This window comes from Deltaproteobacteria bacterium PRO3 (genome assembly GCA_030263375.1).
GTDB lineage: Bacteria > UBA10199 > UBA10199 > DSSB01 > DSSB01 > DSSB01.
Genome location: SZOV01000024.1, coordinates 1 through 17,864 on the forward strand (window position 1 = coordinate 1; position 17,864 = coordinate 17,864).

The window sequence follows — 17,864 nt, forward strand, 5'->3', positions numbered from 1 at the left end:
CTTCCGCGGCATCGGCATCGACTTGGTCGCGATGTGCGTCAACGACCTGCTCTGCATCGGCGCCGAACCCCTGTTCTTTTTGGATTACTACGCCTGCGGCAAGCTGCAGGTGGACAAGGCGGTCCAGGTGATCGAGGGCATGACCGAGTCGCTGGCCTCGATCAATTGCGCGTTGATCGGCGGCGAGACCGCCGAGATGCCGGGCGTCTACCAGGACGAAGAGTTCGACTTGGCGGGATTTTCCGTCGGGGTCGTCAACCGCCCCGACATCATCGACGGTTCCGGCATCGCCATCGGCAACAAGCTGGTCGGCCTGGCCTCCAGCGGCGTCCATTCCAACGGCTATTCCCTGGTGCGCAAGATCGTCGCCGACCGCGGGCTGGACCTGCGCAAGACCTACCCCGGTTTCTCGAGGCCCCTCGGCGAGGTCCTGCTCGAGCCGACGACGGTCTACGTCAACCCCATCCTGCAGCTGCGCAAGCAATTCCCCCTGCTCGGCATCGCGCACATCACCGGCGGCGGCCTGCTCGAGAACATCCCGCGGGTGCTGCCCGCGCAAAGCCGGGCCCTGATCCGGCGCCAAAGCTGGCCCCAGGTCCCGATCTTCGATTTCCTGCAAGAGCAAGGCGCCGTGGAAAACCACGAGATGTACCGCGTCTTCAACTGCGGCATCGGCATGGTGGTCGTGGTCGCGGCAAAGGACGCCGACGAAATCGTCAGCCGCCTCAACGCCGCCGGCCAACCGTCCTACGTGATCGGCGAAATCGTCGCCCGCGGCAAGCAGGACGAGGCGCAAGTCGTCATTGAAGAATAACACCGATTCAAGTATCGAATTTTTCCTTTAGGCACTTAGAAATAGATGCCCCTCAAGCTCGCCATATTGATCTCCGGCCGCGGCAGCAACATGCAGGCCATCCACCGCTCCATCCAGGAGGGATGCCTCGACGCGACGATCACCGCGGTGATCTCCGACCAGCCCGCAGCCCCCGGCCTCACCTACGCCCAGGCCGAGGGGATATTGACCCACGTCGTCGAGAAACAAAAAGGCGAGGACCGCGAGGCCTTCGACCGGCGCCTGATCGCCAAGCTGGAGGAGGACCCGCCGCAGATCGTCGCGTTGGCGGGCTATATGCGGCTGCTCTCGCCCGCCTTCATCCGGCATTTTCATCAGCAGATCGTCAACATCCACCCTTCCCTGCTCCCCGCCTTTCCCGGCTTGCACGCCCAACGTCAGGCTTTGGAGGCGGGCGTGCGCTACTCGGGCTGCACGGTGCACTTCGTCGACGAGGGCTGCGACACGGGGCCGATCATCGACCAGCGCGTCGTGGCGGTCCTGCCGGAGGACACCGAGGAAACGCTTTCGGCACGGATCCTGGAGCAAGAGCACCAGCTGTATTCGGCCTGCCTCCAGCGGATCGCCGAGGGCAAAGTTAAGGTTGAAGGACGCAAGGTATTTTTGTAGGGGGATTTTGTTTTAATCAGAGGTTGTGAACGCCGCGACACCCGTAGGGGCCGTTCGCGCTTGTCCTCCGAAGGGGGGAACGGCCCCTACAGCCTCCGCAAAGATGCCAACGTGATGCCCTGATTCCCTTGTAGGATGGCGCATGAATAAAAGCCGAAACAAACTCCTCGCCTTCAGCCTGCTTTCCTGGATCTGCCTGCTCGCCGCCCCGACCGCCCAGGCCCGCGAAGGCTTCTCCGTCGGCGCCCAGGGCCTCGGCAATTTCTTCCTGACCAACAGCCGGCCCGACCTCAAGATCGGACCCGGCGGCGGACTCTTCTTCGACTACCGTTTCAACCAGCGCTGGAGCATCGAGACCGATATTTTTGTCTCCTTCCATGACGGCGGCGGGGCCTCGACGGGCGACAACGGCATGCTCTTGTTGGGCGTGCCGACGGTCGAGCTGAAATTCTACCCGCGGTCCCAAGAAGGCACCGTCGAGCCCTACCTCTTCGCGGGCTTAGGGATTTATGTCCTCACCGAGGGCGACATCAGCAACAACAGCGGCGGGGTCGGGGTCGGAGGCAACCTCGGGGCCGGCGTGGATTTTTACGTGCTCGACCGGCTCTCGCTGGGGCTGGCCTTCAAGTTCCGCCCGATCGCGCTGATACAGGGCGGCAACAATTCGGCCGCGCTGATCAACCTCGGCCTGGTCGGAAACTTCGCCTGGCACTTCTAACCAAGCGCTTTCCACGTAATTCTTTACATTTCTCGCCTCGGTGCTAATACGAGGCCATGGCGGAGCAATACAGCGATATCCTTATCCTGGGTACGGATCTCGCGGGCTTGATTACGGGGGCCTTCCTGGCCAAGCGCGGCCTCGCCGTCACCGTCCTCAACTTCGATAAGGACGTCTCCCTCGAGAAGAAGAACATCCAGCCCAACCTGATCACGCACCTGGAGAGCCGCCTCTTCAAGAGCATCCTGGGCCGTCTCTCCATCCTCGACCACGAGCTGAACATCGTCTCGCGCCTCGAGGTGCCTTATCAGGCGGTCCTGCCGCGGCACCGCATCGACGTCTTCCGCGACCGGGAACGCCTTTACCGCGAGCTGCGGCGGGAGTTCCCCCAGGACTTCGAAAACGTGAAGGCCTTCTACGAGACAATGGACCACTTCGACGCCACGCTCGACGCCGAAAAGCTGCAGGAGCTGATCCTGCCCAAGGGCCTGCGCGCCCGCTGGCGCTTCAAAAAATTCGTCAAGACGACGGGCCTCGACCAGCGCGTCTCCGACCTGGTCGCGCGGCTGGGCGCCGACCGCGAGGTGCAGGCCTTCTTCGAGGGACAGCTCAAGCTGCTCTCCAAGACCCACAGCGAAAACCCCTTCACCTACCAGATCGCCAAGAGCCTCAGCAACGAGAACTGCGTCCTCTTCGAGGTAAAGGGCGGCATCGGCCATTTGAAGAAGCTCTTCCTCGACAAGATCGAGGCCTACAACGGGCGCGTGAAAAACGAAGCCCAGGTCGAAAAGGTCGAATTCGAAAAACGGCGGGTGAAGGGCGTACAGTTGGGCGGCTTCGAGGGAATGATCGGCTGCCGTTACGCCTTGTGGAACGACGAAATTCGCGGCCTGACCCAATTCCTTCCCAAGACTTGGCGCACGCGGCGGCTGCGAGCTCGCATCGAGGGCGTCAAACCGCGCTTCTACCATTTCAGCATCCAATACCAGCTCGACCCCAACGTGATCCCGGTGGGGATGCGCGAAAACGTGATTTTGATCGGCGACCCCGAGGCCGAGTTGACCGGCACCGACTACCTGCACCTCAACGTCTACCACCCCGCGCAGAACGACCCCGACGGCCAGGCCTTCCTGACGGTGAGTTACCTGCTGGACGCCGAGCGCCTGCACGAGCCTTCGAGCTATTTCGACGAGATCCACGGTCGAATCGCGCAGTCCTTGAAGCGCCTCATGCCCTTCTCCGACGGCAGGATCCGCCTGCATTTCCCCTTGGAAGGCAAGGCGCCCGAGAGCAGCGAGACGCTGTTTTCGATGGAGAAAAGCGACTTCGAGATTTTCCGGGAGAACGCGACCGCCAATCCCATCTACGAGGTCCACCCCAAGGACTTCGGCGGCCTCTTCCCCTTGAGCCACCGCACGCCCTACAAAAACCTGCTCTTGACCAGCCCCGAACTGCTCGCCGCGCTGGGCTTCGAGGGCAAGTTTCTCCTCGGACTCAAGACCATCGACGAGATCTGGAGCGAGGTCGAGGTGGGGCGGAAGAAGGCGATCAAGCAGCGGAAGGTGGAATAAATATGAATTTTCTCAATCAAATTGAGAAAATTCTCATTATGGAAAAATGCATTATAATCATTTCAGTAAGTTAACTTCACCGATCTCTGGCATACACATTGCTTGTTTTTAGCGGAGGGGACACCAAAACAAGGAGAAAAGTGTATGCGATTCAAGAGTATTGGTCTTGAGTGGGCTGTCACGGCGTTTCTTCTCGGTGTGGTTTCGGCTCATGCCGCGCCACCAGATCAGAAACAAAACATCTACAATGTTTTTCAATCGGTTCAGACTCAAACCCAAACAAAACCAACCACCACTGTCAATCCCAACCTCTTGAACGCTACCCAACCGCTGACTCGCCTCCCAAAATTCGTGCTTACGCCCCCGGCCTCGGTCTGCCTGTTCAACCCCGTAGATGCGCCGGACCGAACTCTAAGAACGATCTGCCGCAGCATTATGAAATGCATCGCGTTTCCGGGAGGACGCACGGTCACTCCTGAAATTCAAGAAGAATTGGCCGACACTTGCGTTCGGGATCTTGCGGAAGGCGAAGCGCGGCAGCTTTGGAATAATCTCGGATACGAGCCGGAAAATACTTTCACGACCTCTCAAATGAGAGAAGAAATAACCTCCGGTCGGGCCACCGTCAACGTCACGGGCTTCTGCAATTGCATGAACTCGATCGCAAACCAAAGTTGCGAAACCATCGAAGGCCTCATCAGCACCCCTACCGATTATGCCAATTTCGAAAACTTGATCCCCGAGACACCCGATTGCGAATCGGTTTTCGGCCCATGAGCCATCAGGATTAAAAAATCTTGAAGGTTAAATATATCCCCATCCCGAGCGCCAAGGCGGTCTTCAGGAAAGACGCTACCATTTTGGTCGCCAGCACCGCCCCCGCGTTGACCAAGGCCTTGCCGAAATTCTTGAGCGTGACCCACTCATAGACGAAGGCCCCGACGAAGGCGCCGAGGAAGATGCCGATCAGCGCGCCGACCAGGAACACCGGCACCCCGACGACGGCGCCGATGATGCCGCCGATGAAGGCGCAGACGATCGCGCCGTTGCTGACCTTCAGCGGCTTGCTGCCGAGGGTGCCGACCAGGAACTCCATCAACTCGCCGAAGGCCGCCAGGCCGATCAATATCAGGTTCACGCCGATCGCGGAGCTCGCGCCGCCGTCGAAGGGGTAGATCAGCGAATAGAGCAGGCCGCCCCCCACGATCACCCAAGTGCCCGGCAGGCCCAGCGGGACCATCAGGACGCCCAGGACGATCGCCAGCAGGACGCCGCCCACCGTGCTGAGTCGCAGCAGGTCGCCCCAGGGGATTTGGTTCCAGAGATTTTTGAGGTATTGCATAGGCCTTGTAGGTGCGAACCTCGTGTTCGCCCTTCCCCTCCCTGCCCTGGGGTGAACACGAGGTTCGCCCCTACAAATATTCCTGCACCGGTGCGAAGGTCCGGCGATGCAGCGGCGTCGCGCCGTGCGTCTTCAGCTCCCGCAGGTGTTGCGCCGTCCCGTAGCCCTTGTGCTGGGCGAAGCTGAAGCCGGGATAGTCCGCCTCCCGCTCCGCCATCCAGCGGTCGCGCGCCACCTTGGCGATCACGCTGGCCGCCGCGATCGAGGCGCAGCGGGCGTCGCCGGCCACGATCGCCCGCTGCGGCAGCTTTAGGTCGGTGACGCGATTTCCGTCGACCAGCAAAAGCTCTGGCTTCACGCCCAATCCCTCCACCGCCAGGCGCATGGCCTTCATCGAGGCCCAGAGGATGTTCAGGCGGTCGACCTCCTCCACCGAGACCATCGCGACGCAGGAGGCGACCGCCTCGCGCAGGATCGCCTCGCTCAGCCGCTCGCGCACCGACGCCTTGAGTTTTTTGGAATCGTCCAGCTCGGAGAGCCGCAGCTCGCGCGGCAGGATCACCGCGGCGGCGAAGACCGGCCCGGCGATGCAGCCGCGCCCCACTTCGTCGACGCCGGCCAGCGTCGCGAAGCCCTCGGCGTAGAAAGGTTGTTCCTCGGCGTAGAGATCGGGCATGGAAAGGCTCCGCAGAGGAAATACCTTTTCCGTCGCCGAGGGTCACTTGAAATTTTCAGAAGGTTCGTGGAATGCAGCACTCAAGGCCAGCTCACTCGCCGGGAGTCGCCTTCCAGGGGAAAAATCGCGCATTCGAAATAACGTGGTTCGGTCGTAATCGGAAGATCAGGAGGCCTCGCCCGTCGGGGCCGCTTCGGGGGCGGCAGCGGAAGCCGCAACTTCTTGGCCGCGGGTGTCCTCGGCGAAGATGCGCGCTTTTTTGCCGGAGCGCTCGCGGAGGTAATAGAGCTTGGCGCGCCGCACGCGGCCGACGGTGCCCAGCTCGATGCGGTCGATGAAGGGGGCGTGCAGCGGAAAGATCCTCTCGACGCCGATCCCGTAGCTGACCTTGCGGACGGTGAAGCTGGAGCGCAGCCCGCCGTTGTGCCGCGCGATCACGACGCCCTCGAAGAGCTGGATGCGCTCTTTGTCGCCCTCTTTCACCTTGCAGTAGACGCGCACCGTGTCGCCCACCTTGAATTGGGGGATGTCGCTGCGCAGTTGGGATTTTTCGAAATCGATCAGGGCGTGCATGGGAAACTCCTTAAATCTGTAACAGTCGATCCAGCGTGATCGCGACCGCGGCCCGGACCGGCAGGTGATTATACGACCCGTCTTCCTGGGAGCCAATCGGTTCCAGCATCACTTCGGCCTTGGCCAAAAGCTCTTCCGTCATCCCCCAGCCCGTCCCGAACAGCAACAGGTGCGGATCCTCGCTCTCTTGGAGCCGATTGCGAAAATCCTGATAAGTCGAGCGGTTAGGGCCGCGTTTGGCCGAGGTGCCGACGAGGCGTGCGGGACTACCAGTTTCATTTTGGATTGTCAAACAGGCATCCTCGAGGCTGGGCACCAGGGCGACCAGCTCGAAGGCCTCCTTGCGGGTCACGTTCATCTCGGCCCCCACCCCGGTCAACCAGTGGTCCATGATCCGCTGGGCCAGCTTGCGCTGGCTCTCGACCGGACACACGATAAAATACTTAGTAATTCCATAGGTTTTACTGGTGCGAGCGATGTCGTGGATGTCGAAGGGGGTGATGGAGGTGCAGACCACGTCCTTGGCCTGGTTGTAGACCGGGTGGTGGATCAGGGCCAGATAGAGGGGGCCTTTGGGCTTCATGGCTTCTTCCTTAAGGCGTCGATGTGGCGTCGGTCCGCCTCGCTCAGCTGGAGCTTTTCCAGCAGGTCGGGGCGCTTTTCCAGGGTGCGGCGCAGGGCCTCTTTCCGGCGCCAGGCCTGGATTTCGCCGTGATTCCCTTGCAGGAGGATCTCCGGGACGGAGCGCCCGCGAAAGACCGGGGGCCGGGTGTAATGGGGATACTCCAAAAGCCCGTCGGAAAAGCTCTCTTCCCGCAGCGAGGCCTCCTTGCCGACCACCCCGGGTACGAGGCGGGTCAAGGCCTCGACCAGGGCCAGGGCCGGAAGCTCGCCCCCGCAGAGGACGAAGTCGCCCAGGGAGATCTCCTCGTCGACCCAGCCTTCGAGGATGCGTTCATCGATGCCTTCGTATCTCCCGCAAATCAAAAGGATCTCGTCGTAAGCGGAGAGCTCGCGGACAACCGCTTGGTCCAGCTTGCGCCCCTGCGGGCTCAGGTAGATCACCCGGCCCCGGCGGTAGTCCTTCGAGATCGCCTCGATCGCCGCGGCCAGGGGCTCGGGCTTCATCACCATGCCCTCGCCGCCGCCGTAGACCTGGTCGTCGACGCGACGGTGCTTGTCGGTCGCATAGTCCCGCAATTGGTGCAGGTGAAATTGCACCAAGCCCTTTTCCGCGGCCTTGCCGAGCAGGGAGACCTGCAGGTAGGCCCGCAGGGCCTCGGGGAAGAGGGTTAGGATGTCGAAGCGTTGGGTCATAGTCTTGTAGGGCAAACCTTGTGTTCGCCCCAGAGCACGGACTTAGCTTTAAAACGGTTGTGGCAAATTTGTCAGCCGTTGCAAAGCGGGGCGAACACAAGGTTCGCCCCTACAGCAAGGCCTCCGCATAGGGTTTAAGCGCGACAAAACCTTCCTTGAGATTCGTGCTCTCCACAAATTCCGCGTGATACGGCACCATCGCCTCGCCGCCCGCCGCACGCTCGATCCGCATCACCTCGTGGTCGCCGACCTTCTGAAAACCGGCGATCACCCCCACCGCCGTCCCGTCGGCCGCCCGCACCTCCAGGCCCTCGAGGTCGCTCAAATAAACCTCGCCCCGCCGCGGCCGCGGCAGCTCGATCCGCGGCAGGCCCAAGACCTTTCCCCTGAGTTCCCGGGCGGTTTCGGGATTTTCATAACCCTTCAGCTTCAACAGCCAGTAGCGGCCGTGACGCTTGACCGATTCGATCTCCAGACGCCCCGACTCGTCCGCTTCGGGGACGAAATAACTCAATCGGGGATAAAGGTCGCTCTCGGGATTGAAAGAAAGAAAACGCACCTGGCCCTTGATCCCCCATTCTTGGAGGATCTTGCCGAGGCGGACGAACTTGCTTGGCGGAGACATGACGGGGCGGTTTTACGCCACCTTGTTCTTCTTGATCAACTGCCCGACGGTCTGGGAGGGCTGGGCGCCCTTGCCGATCCAGTGCAGGATGCGGTCGGTCTTGAGCACGACTTGGTTGGTCTTGGCCCGGGGATCGAAGGTCCCGACGATCTCGAGAAAGGCGCCGTTGCGGGGCGCCTCGGAGTCGGCGACGACGATGCGGTAGAAAGGCTTCTTTTTGGTGCCATGGCGGGCCATGCGGATCTTAACGGACATAAAATTCCTCTGTGAAAAGCGGCGGCTGGATTAACCCCCTTTGGGAGGGATTTCAAGCTAATTCCGAAATCTTGGATTTATTTAACAAGGCCATTGACTTTTTGTCCATCCTTATATAACTCGGCGCGTCAATATTCTCGGGTAGGGAAAAGTCCTAAGCGGAACGGGCCTTTCCGATATTTTCTCCGCAACAACCGAATCTCACTCCATCAAGCACCCCCACCGGGTAAGGAAGGTGTCTAATGGCCAAGGTCGCTCCGACTTGGTGTCGAATCTGTACACGTGTAACTGTTTTACTCTTCGTCCTATTGGGCATGGGGACCCTCGCCGGGGCCCTGCCGGAGGCCGCGGCCGCCACCCGCCAATGCTTCTGTCATAATTTCAACAACAATGCGGGCGAGATCTGCACCAGCAACCAAGCCATCATCGAGGGCCACGGCAATCACGTCGCGGACGGCGACGACCTGCTGGGCAAATGCAACGGCTGCGGCAACGGCGTCCCCCAGGCAGGCGAGGAATGCGACGACGGCAACAACCAGGACGGCGACGGCTGCGACCAGAATTGCCAGCTGGAATTTTGCGGCGACGGCGACGTCGATCCCTTTGAGGAGTGCGACGACGGGAATACGTCGAACAACGACGCCTGTCTCAACTCCTGCGCCGACGCCTCCTGCGGCGACGGCTTCGCCCAAACGGGCGTCGAAGAATGCGACGACGGAAATGCCGATCTCAGCGACGCCTGCCTGAACGACTGCACGGCAGCGGCCTGCGGCGACGGCATCCTTCGGGTTGGGGTCGAGGCCTGCGACGACGGGAACCAAGTGGACAATGACGGCTGCACCAACGGCTGCACCGTCGCCTCCTGCGGCGACGGCGTGGTCCAGGACGGAGCCGAGGAATGCGACGACGGCAACGCCGACAATACCGACGCCTGCCTCGATACCTGCATTTCGGCCGGCTGCGGCGACGGTTTTCTCCGCGCCGGCGTCGAGCAATGCGACGACGGTAACGCCGTCGAGACCGACGCCTGCCTTAATTCCTGCGTCCCGGCCTCCTGCGGCGACGGCGTGGTCCAGGCCGGCGTGGAAGCGTGCGACGATGGTAACACCTCCGACAACGACGCCTGCCTCAACGCCTGCCAATTCGCCGCCTGCGGCGACGGCATCGTCCAAACCGGCGTCGAGGCCTGCGACGACGGCAACGCCGACAACGGCGACGGCTGCCTGAACGATTGCTCCGCCGCGACCTGCGGCGACGGCGTCGTGCAGACCGGCGTCGAGCAATGTGACGACGGAAATACGGACGACGCCGACGACTGTCTCAACAACTGCCTGATCGCCTCCTGCGGGGACGGCGTCACCCAAGCCGGTGTCGAGGAATGCGACGACGGCAACGCCGACAATACGGACGACTGCCTCAACTCCTGCTTCGCGCCCTTCTGCGGCGACGGCTTCGTCCATACGGGAGTGGAAACCTGCGACGACGGCAATCTGGACAATGGCGACGCATGCCTGACGGGTTGCGTGCCCGCCTCCTGCGGGGACGGCTTCGTCCAAACCGGCGTCGAGGCCTGTGACGACGGCAACCGTAACGAAGCGGACGCCTGTCTTAACAGCTGCGTCCCGGCCTCCTGCGGCGACGGCGTCGTTCAGACCGGCGTCGAGCAATGCGACGAGGGAGCCGCCAACAGCGACGCCCTTCCCGACGCCTGCCGCAGCAACTGCCTCAACCCCGGCTGCGGCGACGGTGTCACCGATGCCGGAGAGGCCTGCGACGATGGTAACCCGGACAACGGGGATGCATGCCTGAATTCCTGTCTGAACAACGTCTGCGGCGACGGCTTCGTCAACGTCGGTGTCGAGCAATGCGACGACGCCAACGCGGTGGATTCCGACGCCTGCCTCTCCACCTGCCGGGACGCGCGCTGCGGCGATGGCGTCCTGCACCAGGGCGTCGAGGCCTGCGACGACGCCAACGCGGACAACGCCGACGCCTGCCTGGACACTTGCGTCTCGGCCACTTGCGGCGACGGCACGGTCCAAGCCGGCGTCGAGGAATGCGACGAGGGGCAAGCCAACAGCGACCTGACGCCCGACGCCTGCCGCGGCAATTGTCTCAGCGCCCGCTGCGGCGATGGCGTGAGCGATTCGGGCGAGGCCTGCGACGACGGCAACCAGGACAACGCCGACATCTGCCTCAACGCCTGCCTTCCGGCGACCTGCGGCGACGGCTTCGTCGAGGCCGGCGCCGAGGCCTGCGACGACGGCAACCGAAATGACGCCGACGGCTGCACCAACGCCTGCAACCTCGCGCGCTGCGGCGACGGCATCGTTCAGGCCGGCGTCGAGCTCTGCGACGACGGCAACCAAAACGACGCCGACACCTGCGACAACGCCTGCGTCCCGACCTCCTGCGGCGACGGCGCGGTGCAGGCGGGCGAGCAATGCGACGGCGACGAGGCCCAGGCCTGCAACGGCTTGGGCTGCGCCCCGGACTGCCGCTGCGTAAACGCCGCCGAACCCCAAGAAGGCCCGACGCCGCCGGCGCCGGCCCCCTCCGGCCCGACCACCACCTTCCTGGAGGGCAGCGGTCCTCTCTCCTGCGCCTTGCGGGCGGGCGATGCATCGGCCCCCGCGACGGCCGGAAGCTGGCTCCTGATCCTAGCGGGATTGGCCTTAGGCGCGGTCCTGCGGCGCGGAGCCGCGCGATAGAATAGAAATAAGGGGAATTCTCAAGGGCCCGCGGGAAACCGCGGGCCTTTTTTTCTTAGGCCCCGGGCAGGAGGCCGCGCAAGCCCTTGAGGCCGAACTTTCCGAAGCGCTTCATCATCTTCTGCATCTGCTCGAACTCTTTCAGCAGGCGATTCACCTCGGAGACCTGGGTGCCGCTGCCCTTGGCGATGCGCAGGCGGCGCGAGCCGTTGAGGATCTTGGTGTTGAGGCGCTCGCGCATCGTCATCGAGTTGATGATGGCCTCTTTGCGCTTGAGCTCGCGCTCCATGTCTTTGGGATCGACCTGATCGGTGACCTTACCCATCCCCGGAATCATCCCCATCACCTTCTCGAGCGGCCCCAACTTCTTCATCTGCCCCAGCTGCTTGCGGAAATCCTCGAGGCTGAACTCGGAGCGCATCACCTTCTCGGCCATCTGCTTGGCCTCGTCCTGGTCGAATTCTTTCTGCGCCTTCTCGATCAGGCTCATCACGTCGCCCATGCCGAGGATCCGGGAGGCAACGCGGTCGGGGTAGAAGGGCTCGAGGTCCTCGATCTTCTCGCCGATGCCGGCGAAGTATATCGGGCAGCCGGTGACATAGCGCACGGAGAGCGCCGCGCCGCCGCGGGCGTCGCCGTCCATCTTGGTGAGGATCACGCCGCCGATCTGCAAGAGCTCGTGGAAGGACTTGGCGACGTTGACCGCCTCTTGACCGACCATTGCGTCAACCACCAGGAGGCTATGGTGAATCTCGACCTTGTCCTTGATGCGACCGAGCTCTTTCATCAGCTCTTTGTCGATCTGCATGCGGCCGGCGGTGTCGAGGATCACGGTGTCGTAGCCGCGCTCGCGGGCGATGTCGACGGCCTTGCGGCAGATCTTGACCGGGTCGTCCTTCGGGTGGGTGTCGTAGACCGGCACCTCGATCCGGGCGGCCAAGGTCTTCAGCTGCTCGATGGCGGCGGGGCGGTAGACGTCGGCGGGAACGAGGTAGGGAAAACGTTTCTTTTCCTGCTTGAAATAGCGCGCGAGCTTGGCGGCGGTGGTCGTCTTGCCGGAGCCCTGCAAGCCCACCATCATGATCACCACCGGCGGCTTGAAGGCCAGCGAGGGCTCGCTCGCCTCGCCCATCAGGCGCACCAGCTCGTCATGGAAGATCTTCAAGAATTGGCGGTCGGGGGTGAGGCTCCGGTGGACCTCCTCGCCGAGGGCCTTTTCTTTCACCCGGTCGCAGAATTCTTTGACGACCTTGAAGTTGACGTCCGCCTCGAGGAGGTTGAGCCGGATCTGCCTCAAGGTCTCGTCGATATTGGCGTCGGTGAGCTTGGGCCGGCCCTTGAGCCGGTCGATCACGTCCCCGAATTTTTGCGTCAGTTGCTGAAACATGCCTTTCTCCCGCTATCAGACCACCAGGCGCTTGACCAGGCGCTTCACCGAAATCAGCATCAAAATCGCCGCCGCCGCCAGCATCCCGACCAAGGCCAGGGCGTCGAAGGCCCCAAAGCTCCCCGCGAAGAGGTGCCGCGCCACCCGGACGGGATAGGTCAGGGGCAGGAAATACGCCAGGGTCTTCACCCAGCCCGGCAGGTTGTCGAGCGGGAAAAAAGTTCCCGAAAACAAGAACATCGGGGAGATAACCAGGGTGAAATAATAGGTGAAAAAATCATAGGAGCGCGCGATCGAGGTCATCACCATGCCCAGGCTGGCGAAGAGCAGCCCCGTGCAGCCCATGACGAGGGGCATCAGGGCCACCCAGGCTGAGGGGATGAGGTCGAAGACCGCGAGGACGAGGAAGATCACCGAGCTGGTGAGCGTCGCCTTGGTCGCCGCCCAGAGGATCTCCCCCACGACGACGTCCGACATGGAGACCGGCGTCATGGCGATGGCGTTGAAGGTCTTTTGCACCTCCATGCGGGTGTAGGAGCTAAAGGTAGTCTCGAAGCTCGAGGCGTTCATCACGGTCGTGATCAGGATCGCGGGGGCGATGAACTCGGCATAGGTCATGCCGTTGAGATCGGGGACCAGTTTGCCCAGGCCGTAGCCCATGGCCAGCAGGTAGAGCAGCGGCTCGGCGAAATTTGCGGCGAGCGAGGCCATGAAATACTTCTGCCAGACGATGAAGTCGCGGCGCCAGACTTTGAAGATGCGGTAACTGAACATGGCGATCAATCTCGCAATTCTCTCCCCGCGAGCTTCAGGAAGACGTCCTCCAGCGAGGCCGCCCGCAGGTGAAAATCCAACTGTTGGATCTCCGGGATCTTTTCCAAGAGCGTCCCGTTCTTCTCGCGGATCATCACGTACATCGTGTCGCCCACCACCTCGGTCTCGCGGTGCCGGGGCCCCGCGCCGGACTCGAGCGCGTCGATCTTGTCCTTCAAGGCCTTGAGCAAGCCGTTGGCGGCTCGGACCTCGAGGACCTCCCGGCCGACCACCTTTTGCACCAGCGCCGCGGGGCTCCCCTCGGTGAGGATCTTACCGTGGTCCATGATGACCAGCCGGTCGCAGAGTCGCTGGGCCTCCTCCATATAATGCGTTGTCAGGACCATCGTCACCCCGCTGGCCTTGAGCGCGCGCAGCTTGTCCCAGATCAGGTGCCGGGCCTGCGGGTCCAAGCCGGTGGTCGGTTCGTCCAAAATCAAAACCTCGGGCCGGTTGATCAGGGCGCGCGCGATCATCAGTCGGCGCTTCATCCCGCCCGAGAGCTTGTCGATCTTCTGGTCGCGCTTTTCCTGCAGGCTCAAGAACTGCAGCAATTCTTCGGCGCGGCGCTTGGCCTCGGCCTTCGGGATATCGAAGTAGCTCGCGTAGAGGAGGAGGTTTTGCAGAACACTCAGGTCGGGATCGAGGTTGTCCTCTTGAGAGACGACGCCCAAGTGCGCCTTGATCTCGCCCGGCTCGCGCATCACGTCGCGCCCCAGGACGGTCAAGCGGCCGGCGCTGACCGGGGAGAAGCAGTAGATCATGCGCATCGTCGAGGTCTTCCCCGCGCCGTTGGGACCGAGGAAGCCGAAGCACTCGCCGCGTGCGATCTGGAAGTTAATGCCGCGCACCGCCTCGAAGGCGTTGAAGCTCTTGCGCAGGTCGCTGGCGGCGATGACGGGGGCGAACTTGTCCATGAAGGAGTGATTACTAGGACAAAATCTCGTCGGGAAGCAAGCGTCGTAGGGGCGAACCTTGTGTTCGCCCCCCTATGTACCAATGGCAAAGGCGATCCCAAGGTTCGCCCCTGCAATAATAAACAGGAAAATTCAGCGGTACTGCACCTGAACGTCGTAGGCGAAGTCCATATGCCGCCGGCGGGCATCGTCGACATATTCCCGCGGCTCGACCAGCGAGATATGGTAATCCTCGCTGCGCCCCGAGAGCATGGACATGAAGAGCCGCACGGAATTGCGCCACTCGAACATCCCCTTGGCGAGGTCGCTCAGCGAAAGGCAGAAAGAACGGTCCTTTTTCAGCAGCAGCTTGTCGAGGATCATCGAGACGAAGCGCGGCAGCTCTTGGTCTTGGATCTCCTGCTGCTTGCCCAGGCCCAGGACCATCAGCTCTTTGGCGGGCAACCGCCCGTGCAGGGGCATGAGGAGGGCCTCGCCCCGCTGGCCGTCGAAGCGTTCTTTGAGGATCAGCTCGGAGAGGGCGCCGTTCAGGCGCCAGTCGACCATCCCCGCCTGCCCCTTCAAGGGCCGGACGTCGGCATAGGCCAAGACCATGGAGAGGTGGTTTTCGACCTCGTCGATCGGGTCGCTGGTGATCTTGAGCTGGATCATGGGCGCCGTCCTTCTCTGGTTAGGATCTACGGCAAACCGGGGGCGAACACAAGGTTCGCCCTTACGTTTTTTTCAGTTCTTTGGCGATGTGGTCCAGGATTCCGTTGACGAAGGCCCCCGATTCTTCGGTGCCGTACTTCTTGGCGATCTCGATGGCCTCGTTGATCGTGACCGAGGCGGGGATGTCCTGGCAATACAGCAATTCGAAGACCGCCATGCGCAGGATATTACGGTCGACCGAGGCCATGCGGGAGACCTTCCAGTGAGTGGAGTGCCCCTCGATCAGCCGGTCGATCTCGTGGACGTTGTTGCTGACGCCCTCGGTGATCTGACGGGTGAAGTCCCGAACCTCCTCGAGGGTGGCCGGACTCAAGTCGCTGCCCTCGAGCAGCAGACAATAAGGGTCCTTCAGAAACCTCTCGGTGACTTCTTTCCCGGATTTGTGGGCCAGCTCGGTCTCATAGAGCAGCTGCAGCGAGACCTCGCGGGCCTTGCGTCGGTTACCCATGGTGAATCCGTTTCTTTAACAGGGCCATCTCGACGGCGGTCAAGGCGGCCTCCCGCCCCTTGTTATGGTCATCGTCGGCGGCCCGCGCAAGGGCCTGAGCCTCATTATCCGTCGTCAGGACCCCGAAGGCCATCGGGATCTGGGTCTCGAGCGTCGCCCGCATCAGGCCCTGGGTCACCCCTTCGCAGACGTAGTCGAAGTGGCTGGTGTCGCCCCGGATGACCACGCCCAGACAAACGACGGCGTCGGCCTTTCCGGTCTTGGCGAGTTGCTGGGCCAAAAGCGGCAGCTCGAAGGCCCCCGGGACGCGGTAGAGATCGATCTCGGTCTCGGGCAGGCCCATCTCTTGCAAGGCCAACAGCGCCCCCTTGAGCAGGCCGTCGGCGACCTTGGGGTTGTAGCGCGCGGCCACCACCGCCACGCGGAGGCCGCGGGCGTCGAGTTGCTTGGGGTTGAGTTCGGTCTTGCCCATTTCGCCCTATACCTTCTTTAACAGATGGCCCAGCTTGTCCTTCTTCGTCGTCAAATAATTCAGGTTGGAGCGGTTCGGCGCGATCTCGATCGGAACCCGTTCGACGATGCTCAGGCCGTAGCCCTCGAGACCGACGATCTTCTTCGGATTGTTCGTCATCAGTCGAATCTTGCCGACGCCCAACGAGACCAGGATCTGCGCGCCGATGCCGTAGTCGCGCAGGTCGGGCTTGAAACCCAGCTTCTCGTTGGCCTCGACGGTGTCGAGCCCGCTCTCCTGGAGCGTATAGGCCTTGATCTTGTTGGGCAGGCCGATGCCGCGCCCCTCCTGGCGGATATACAGGATCACGCCCTTCCCCGCCTCCTCGACCATCTCCATGGCCCGGTGCAGCTGGGCGCCGCAGTCGCAGCGCATCGAGCCGAAGGCGTCGCCCGTCAGGCACTCGGAATGTACCCGCACCAGGACCTCGTCCTCGGGGCCGATCTCGCCCTTCACCAGGGCGACGTGGTGGTTCTTGTCGACGTCGTTCTCGTAGACCTTGATCTTGAAGCTGCCGAAGGCGGTGGGCAGCTCGGCCTCACTGGCCACCCGCACCAGGCTCTCTTTTTGCAACCGGTAGCGGACCAGGTCGGCGATGGAGACGATCTTGAGGCCGTGCTCCGCGGAGAATTTTTCGAGGTCGGGCATCCGGGCCATGGTGCCGTCCTCGTTCATGATCTCGCAGATCACCGCGGCGGGCTTCATGCCGGCCAGGCGGGCCAGGTCGACCGAGCCCTCGGTCTGTCCGGTGCGCACCAGGACGCCGCCGGTACGGGCGCGCAGCGGGAAGATATGCCCGGGCCGGGCCAGCTCTTCGGGTTTGCAGTCTTCCTTGATCGCGGTGAGGATGGTCACCGCGCGATCGGCGGCGGAGATCCCGGTGGTGGTGCCGTTGCGCGCATCGATGGAGACCGTGAAGCCCGTCTCGTAGAGCGAGCTGTTGTCCTGGACCATCATCGGGAGGTTGAGCTGCTGGCACTTCTCCTCGGTGAGGGAGAGGCAGATCAGGCCCCGGGCGTACTTGGCCATGAAGTTGATGGCCTCGGGGGTGATGGCCTCGGCGGCCATGGCGATGTCGCCCTCGTTCTCCCGGTCTTCGTCGTCGACCAGGATGACCATCTTGCCGGCCTTATAGTCCTCGAGGGCGGCCTTGACCTTCTCGAAGCTGCGGTGAAATTCGAGGATATCGGTGCTCATAAAAATTCCTATCGGCGCTTGCCTCGAGCTTTAAACATTTTCTCAAGGTATTTCAAGAGGATATCCGCCTCGAGGTTCAGCGCCGCCCCCAGCGGTTTGTCGACCAGCGTGGTCTTCTCCTGGGTGTGGGGGATGATGCAAAGCGAAATGCGGTCTCCACGGACAGCATTGACCGTCAGGCTGATCCCGTCGACGGTCACAGAGCCCTTGTCCACCATGTAGGGGCGCAGGGCCTTCGGCACCTGGACCTCGAGCAACCAATAGGCGTCGGGCTTGGCCGCGACGAATTGCTTTTTCACCAGGCGTCCCACCCCGTCGACGTGGCCCTGGACGATGTGGCCACCCAGCCGGTCGCCCAGGCGCAGGGGGCGCTCGAGGTTGACTCGCTGCCCTTTTTTGAGCTGACCCAAGGTGGTGACCCGGAGGGTCTCGGGGGAGATGTCCGCGGAAAAGACCTTACCGCGCAGCCGCGTGGCGGTCAGGCAGCAGCCGTCGACCGCGATAGAGTCCCCGACCTTCGTCCCCTTCAAGCTAAAGGGACACTCGACCTCTAGTCTGGTATGAGTGCGAAACAAATCAATTTTTTTAACGGTACCACAACCTTCGACGATGCCGGTGAACATAGGCTGC

General features: G+C 62.4%; 21 protein-coding genes. 6 read left to right on the plus strand and 15 right to left on the minus strand.

Annotation, left to right across the window (positions count from 1 at the left end; translation table 11 throughout):
- The 5 genes from FBR05_05650 to FBR05_05670 form a co-directional block, all read left to right on the plus strand.
- On the plus strand, positions 1–814 hold an 814-nt coding region (locus FBR05_05650; protein ID MDL1871670.1), incomplete at its 5' end, for a phosphoribosylformylglycinamidine cyclo-ligase.
- 45 nt (positions 815–859) lie between these two features.
- Complete coding sequence (locus FBR05_05655) at positions 860–1,462, plus strand: phosphoribosylglycinamide formyltransferase (protein MDL1871671.1); 603 nt, start codon at positions 860–862, stop codon at positions 1,460–1,462.
- A 142-nt stretch (positions 1,463–1,604) separates the two neighbouring features.
- Positions 1,605–2,180, plus strand: coding sequence for a porin family protein (locus FBR05_05660; GenBank protein MDL1871672.1), 576 nt, complete (start codon positions 1,605–1,607; stop codon positions 2,178–2,180).
- A gap of 56 nt (positions 2,181–2,236) precedes the next feature.
- Entirely contained in the window at positions 2,237–3,751 is a 1,515-nt protein-coding gene (locus FBR05_05665) for a hypothetical protein (protein ID MDL1871673.1), read from the plus strand.
- A gap of 144 nt (positions 3,752–3,895) precedes the next feature.
- Positions 3,896–4,528, plus strand: a complete 633-nt coding sequence (locus FBR05_05670) for a hypothetical protein (protein ID MDL1871674.1) — start codon at positions 3,896–3,898, stop codon at positions 4,526–4,528.
- Positions 4,529–4,538: 10 nt separating this feature from the next.
- Here FBR05_05670 and FBR05_05675 read toward each other — a convergent pair whose 3' ends face one another.
- From FBR05_05675 to rpsP, 7 genes are all read right to left on the minus strand, one after another.
- Positions 4,539–5,093: a DUF456 domain-containing protein gene (locus FBR05_05675; GenBank protein ID MDL1871675.1), complete on the minus strand. Its 555-nt coding sequence runs from the start codon at positions 5,091–5,093 to the stop codon at positions 4,539–4,541.
- 70 nt (positions 5,094–5,163) lie between these two features.
- Entirely contained in the window at positions 5,164–5,769 is a 606-nt protein-coding gene (locus FBR05_05680) for a ribonuclease HII (GenBank protein MDL1871676.1), read from the minus strand.
- A 165-nt stretch (positions 5,770–5,934) separates the two neighbouring features.
- A complete protein-coding gene (locus FBR05_05685) occupies positions 5,935–6,342 on the minus strand; it encodes a 50S ribosomal protein L19 (GenBank protein MDL1871677.1) in 408 nt (135 codons plus the stop codon).
- A 10-nt stretch (positions 6,343–6,352) separates the two neighbouring features.
- Complete coding sequence (locus FBR05_05690) at positions 6,353–6,925, minus strand: RNA methyltransferase (protein MDL1871678.1); 573 nt, start codon at positions 6,923–6,925, stop codon at positions 6,353–6,355.
- Positions 6,922–7,659, minus strand: coding sequence for a tRNA (guanosine(37)-N1)-methyltransferase TrmD (gene trmD, locus FBR05_05695; GenBank protein ID MDL1871679.1), 738 nt, complete (start codon positions 7,657–7,659; stop codon positions 6,922–6,924). Before trmD ends, FBR05_05690 begins: the two co-directional genes overlap by 4 nt.
- Positions 7,660–7,768: 109 nt before the next feature.
- Positions 7,769–8,284, minus strand: a complete 516-nt coding sequence (gene rimM, locus FBR05_05700; protein MDL1871680.1) for a 16S rRNA processing protein RimM — start codon at positions 8,282–8,284, stop codon at positions 7,769–7,771.
- A gap of 12 nt (positions 8,285–8,296) precedes the next feature.
- On the minus strand, positions 8,297–8,539 hold the full coding sequence (rpsP, locus tag FBR05_05705; protein MDL1871681.1) for a 30S ribosomal protein S16: 243 nt from the start codon (positions 8,537–8,539) through the stop codon (positions 8,297–8,299).
- A 242-nt stretch (positions 8,540–8,781) separates the two neighbouring features.
- On the opposite strand from rpsP, the gene FBR05_05710 reads away from it, so the two are divergent.
- Positions 8,782–11,250, plus strand: coding sequence for a DUF4215 domain-containing protein (locus FBR05_05710; GenBank protein ID MDL1871682.1), 2,469 nt, complete (start codon positions 8,782–8,784; stop codon positions 11,248–11,250).
- 55 nt (positions 11,251–11,305) lie between these two features.
- Here FBR05_05710 and FBR05_05715 read toward each other — a convergent pair whose 3' ends face one another.
- The 8 genes from FBR05_05715 to FBR05_05750 all read right to left on the minus strand — a co-directional run bounded on the left by FBR05_05715 (position 11,306) and on the right by FBR05_05750 (position 17,857).
- Positions 11,306–12,637, minus strand: a complete 1,332-nt coding sequence (locus FBR05_05715) for a signal recognition particle protein (protein MDL1871683.1) — start codon at positions 12,635–12,637, stop codon at positions 11,306–11,308.
- A gap of 15 nt (positions 12,638–12,652) precedes the next feature.
- Complete coding sequence (locus tag FBR05_05720; protein MDL1871684.1) at positions 12,653–13,411, minus strand: nodulation protein NodJ; 759 nt, start codon at positions 13,409–13,411, stop codon at positions 12,653–12,655.
- 5 nt (positions 13,412–13,416) lie between these two features.
- Positions 13,417–14,367 (minus strand): ABC transporter ATP-binding protein, encoded by a 951-nt coding sequence (locus FBR05_05725; protein MDL1871685.1) that lies wholly within the window; start codon positions 14,365–14,367, stop codon positions 13,417–13,419.
- A 132-nt stretch (positions 14,368–14,499) separates the two neighbouring features.
- Positions 14,500–15,018 (minus strand): hypothetical protein, encoded by a 519-nt coding sequence (locus tag FBR05_05730; GenBank protein MDL1871686.1) that lies wholly within the window; start codon positions 15,016–15,018, stop codon positions 14,500–14,502.
- A 61-nt stretch (positions 15,019–15,079) separates the two neighbouring features.
- The gene (gene nusB, locus FBR05_05735; GenBank protein ID MDL1871687.1) at positions 15,080–15,526 is read right to left on the minus strand and encodes a transcription antitermination factor NusB; all 447 of its coding nucleotides are present in this window, start codon (positions 15,524–15,526) and stop codon (positions 15,080–15,082) included.
- Entirely contained in the window at positions 15,519–15,998 is a 480-nt protein-coding gene (locus FBR05_05740; GenBank protein ID MDL1871688.1) for a 6,7-dimethyl-8-ribityllumazine synthase, read from the minus strand. Before FBR05_05740 ends, nusB begins: the two co-directional genes overlap by 8 nt.
- Before the next feature lie 6 nt (positions 15,999–16,004).
- Complete coding sequence (locus FBR05_05745) at positions 16,005–17,234, minus strand: bifunctional 3,4-dihydroxy-2-butanone-4-phosphate synthase/GTP cyclohydrolase II (GenBank protein ID MDL1871689.1); 1,230 nt, start codon at positions 17,232–17,234, stop codon at positions 16,005–16,007.
- An 8-nt stretch (positions 17,235–17,242) separates the two neighbouring features.
- Entirely contained in the window at positions 17,243–17,857 is a 615-nt protein-coding gene (locus tag FBR05_05750; GenBank protein ID MDL1871690.1) for a riboflavin synthase, read from the minus strand.
- Between the last annotated feature and the right edge of the window lie 7 nt (positions 17,858–17,864).

Bases quoted from the DNA above. Each gene is read 5' to 3' on its own strand.
- FBR05_05710 (MDL1871682.1), top strand. From the start codon at position 8,782: ATGGCCAAGGTCGCTCCGACTTGGTGTCGAATCTGTACACGTGTAACT.
- FBR05_05690 (MDL1871678.1), bottom strand. From the start codon at position 6,925: ATGAAGCCCAAAGGCCCCCTCTATCTGGCCCTGATCCACCACCCGGTC.
- rpsP (MDL1871681.1), bottom strand. From the start codon at position 8,539: ATGTCCGTTAAGATCCGCATGGCCCGCCATGGCACCAAAAAGAAGCCT.
- FBR05_05660 (MDL1871672.1), top strand. From the start codon at position 1,605: ATGAATAAAAGCCGAAACAAACTCCTCGCCTTCAGCCTGCTTTCCTGG.
- FBR05_05730 (MDL1871686.1), bottom strand. From the start codon at position 15,018: ATGATCCAGCTCAAGATCACCAGCGACCCGATCGACGAGGTCGAAAAC.
- FBR05_05670 (MDL1871674.1), top strand. From the start codon at position 3,896: ATGCGATTCAAGAGTATTGGTCTTGAGTGGGCTGTCACGGCGTTTCTT.
- FBR05_05675 (MDL1871675.1), bottom strand. From the start codon at position 5,093: ATGCAATACCTCAAAAATCTCTGGAACCAAATCCCCTGGGGCGACCTG.
- FBR05_05665 (MDL1871673.1), top strand. From the start codon at position 2,237: ATGGCGGAGCAATACAGCGATATCCTTATCCTGGGTACGGATCTCGCG.
- FBR05_05745 (MDL1871689.1), bottom strand. From the start codon at position 17,234: ATGAGCACCGATATCCTCGAATTTCACCGCAGCTTCGAGAAGGTCAAG.
- rimM (MDL1871680.1), bottom strand. From the start codon at position 8,284: ATGTCTCCGCCAAGCAAGTTCGTCCGCCTCGGCAAGATCCTCCAAGAA.
- FBR05_05680 (MDL1871676.1), bottom strand. From the start codon at position 5,769: ATGCCCGATCTCTACGCCGAGGAACAACCTTTCTACGCCGAGGGCTTC.
- nusB (MDL1871687.1), bottom strand. From the start codon at position 15,526: ATGGGTAACCGACGCAAGGCCCGCGAGGTCTCGCTGCAGCTGCTCTAT.
- FBR05_05740 (MDL1871688.1), bottom strand. From the start codon at position 15,998: ATGGGCAAGACCGAACTCAACCCCAAGCAACTCGACGCCCGCGGCCTC.
- FBR05_05720 (MDL1871684.1), bottom strand. From the start codon at position 13,411: ATGTTCAGTTACCGCATCTTCAAAGTCTGGCGCCGCGACTTCATCGTC.
- FBR05_05685 (MDL1871677.1), bottom strand. From the start codon at position 6,342: ATGCACGCCCTGATCGATTTCGAAAAATCCCAACTGCGCAGCGACATC.
- FBR05_05715 (MDL1871683.1), bottom strand. From the start codon at position 12,637: ATGTTTCAGCAACTGACGCAAAAATTCGGGGACGTGATCGACCGGCTC.
- FBR05_05725 (MDL1871685.1), bottom strand. From the start codon at position 14,367: ATGGACAAGTTCGCCCCCGTCATCGCCGCCAGCGACCTGCGCAAGAGC.
- FBR05_05655 (MDL1871671.1), top strand. From the start codon at position 860: ATGCCCCTCAAGCTCGCCATATTGATCTCCGGCCGCGGCAGCAACATG.
- FBR05_05750 (MDL1871690.1), bottom strand. From the start codon at position 17,857: ATGTTCACCGGCATCGTCGAAGGTTGTGGTACCGTTAAAAAAATTGAT.
- trmD (MDL1871679.1), bottom strand. From the start codon at position 7,659: ATGACCCAACGCTTCGACATCCTAACCCTCTTCCCCGAGGCCCTGCGG.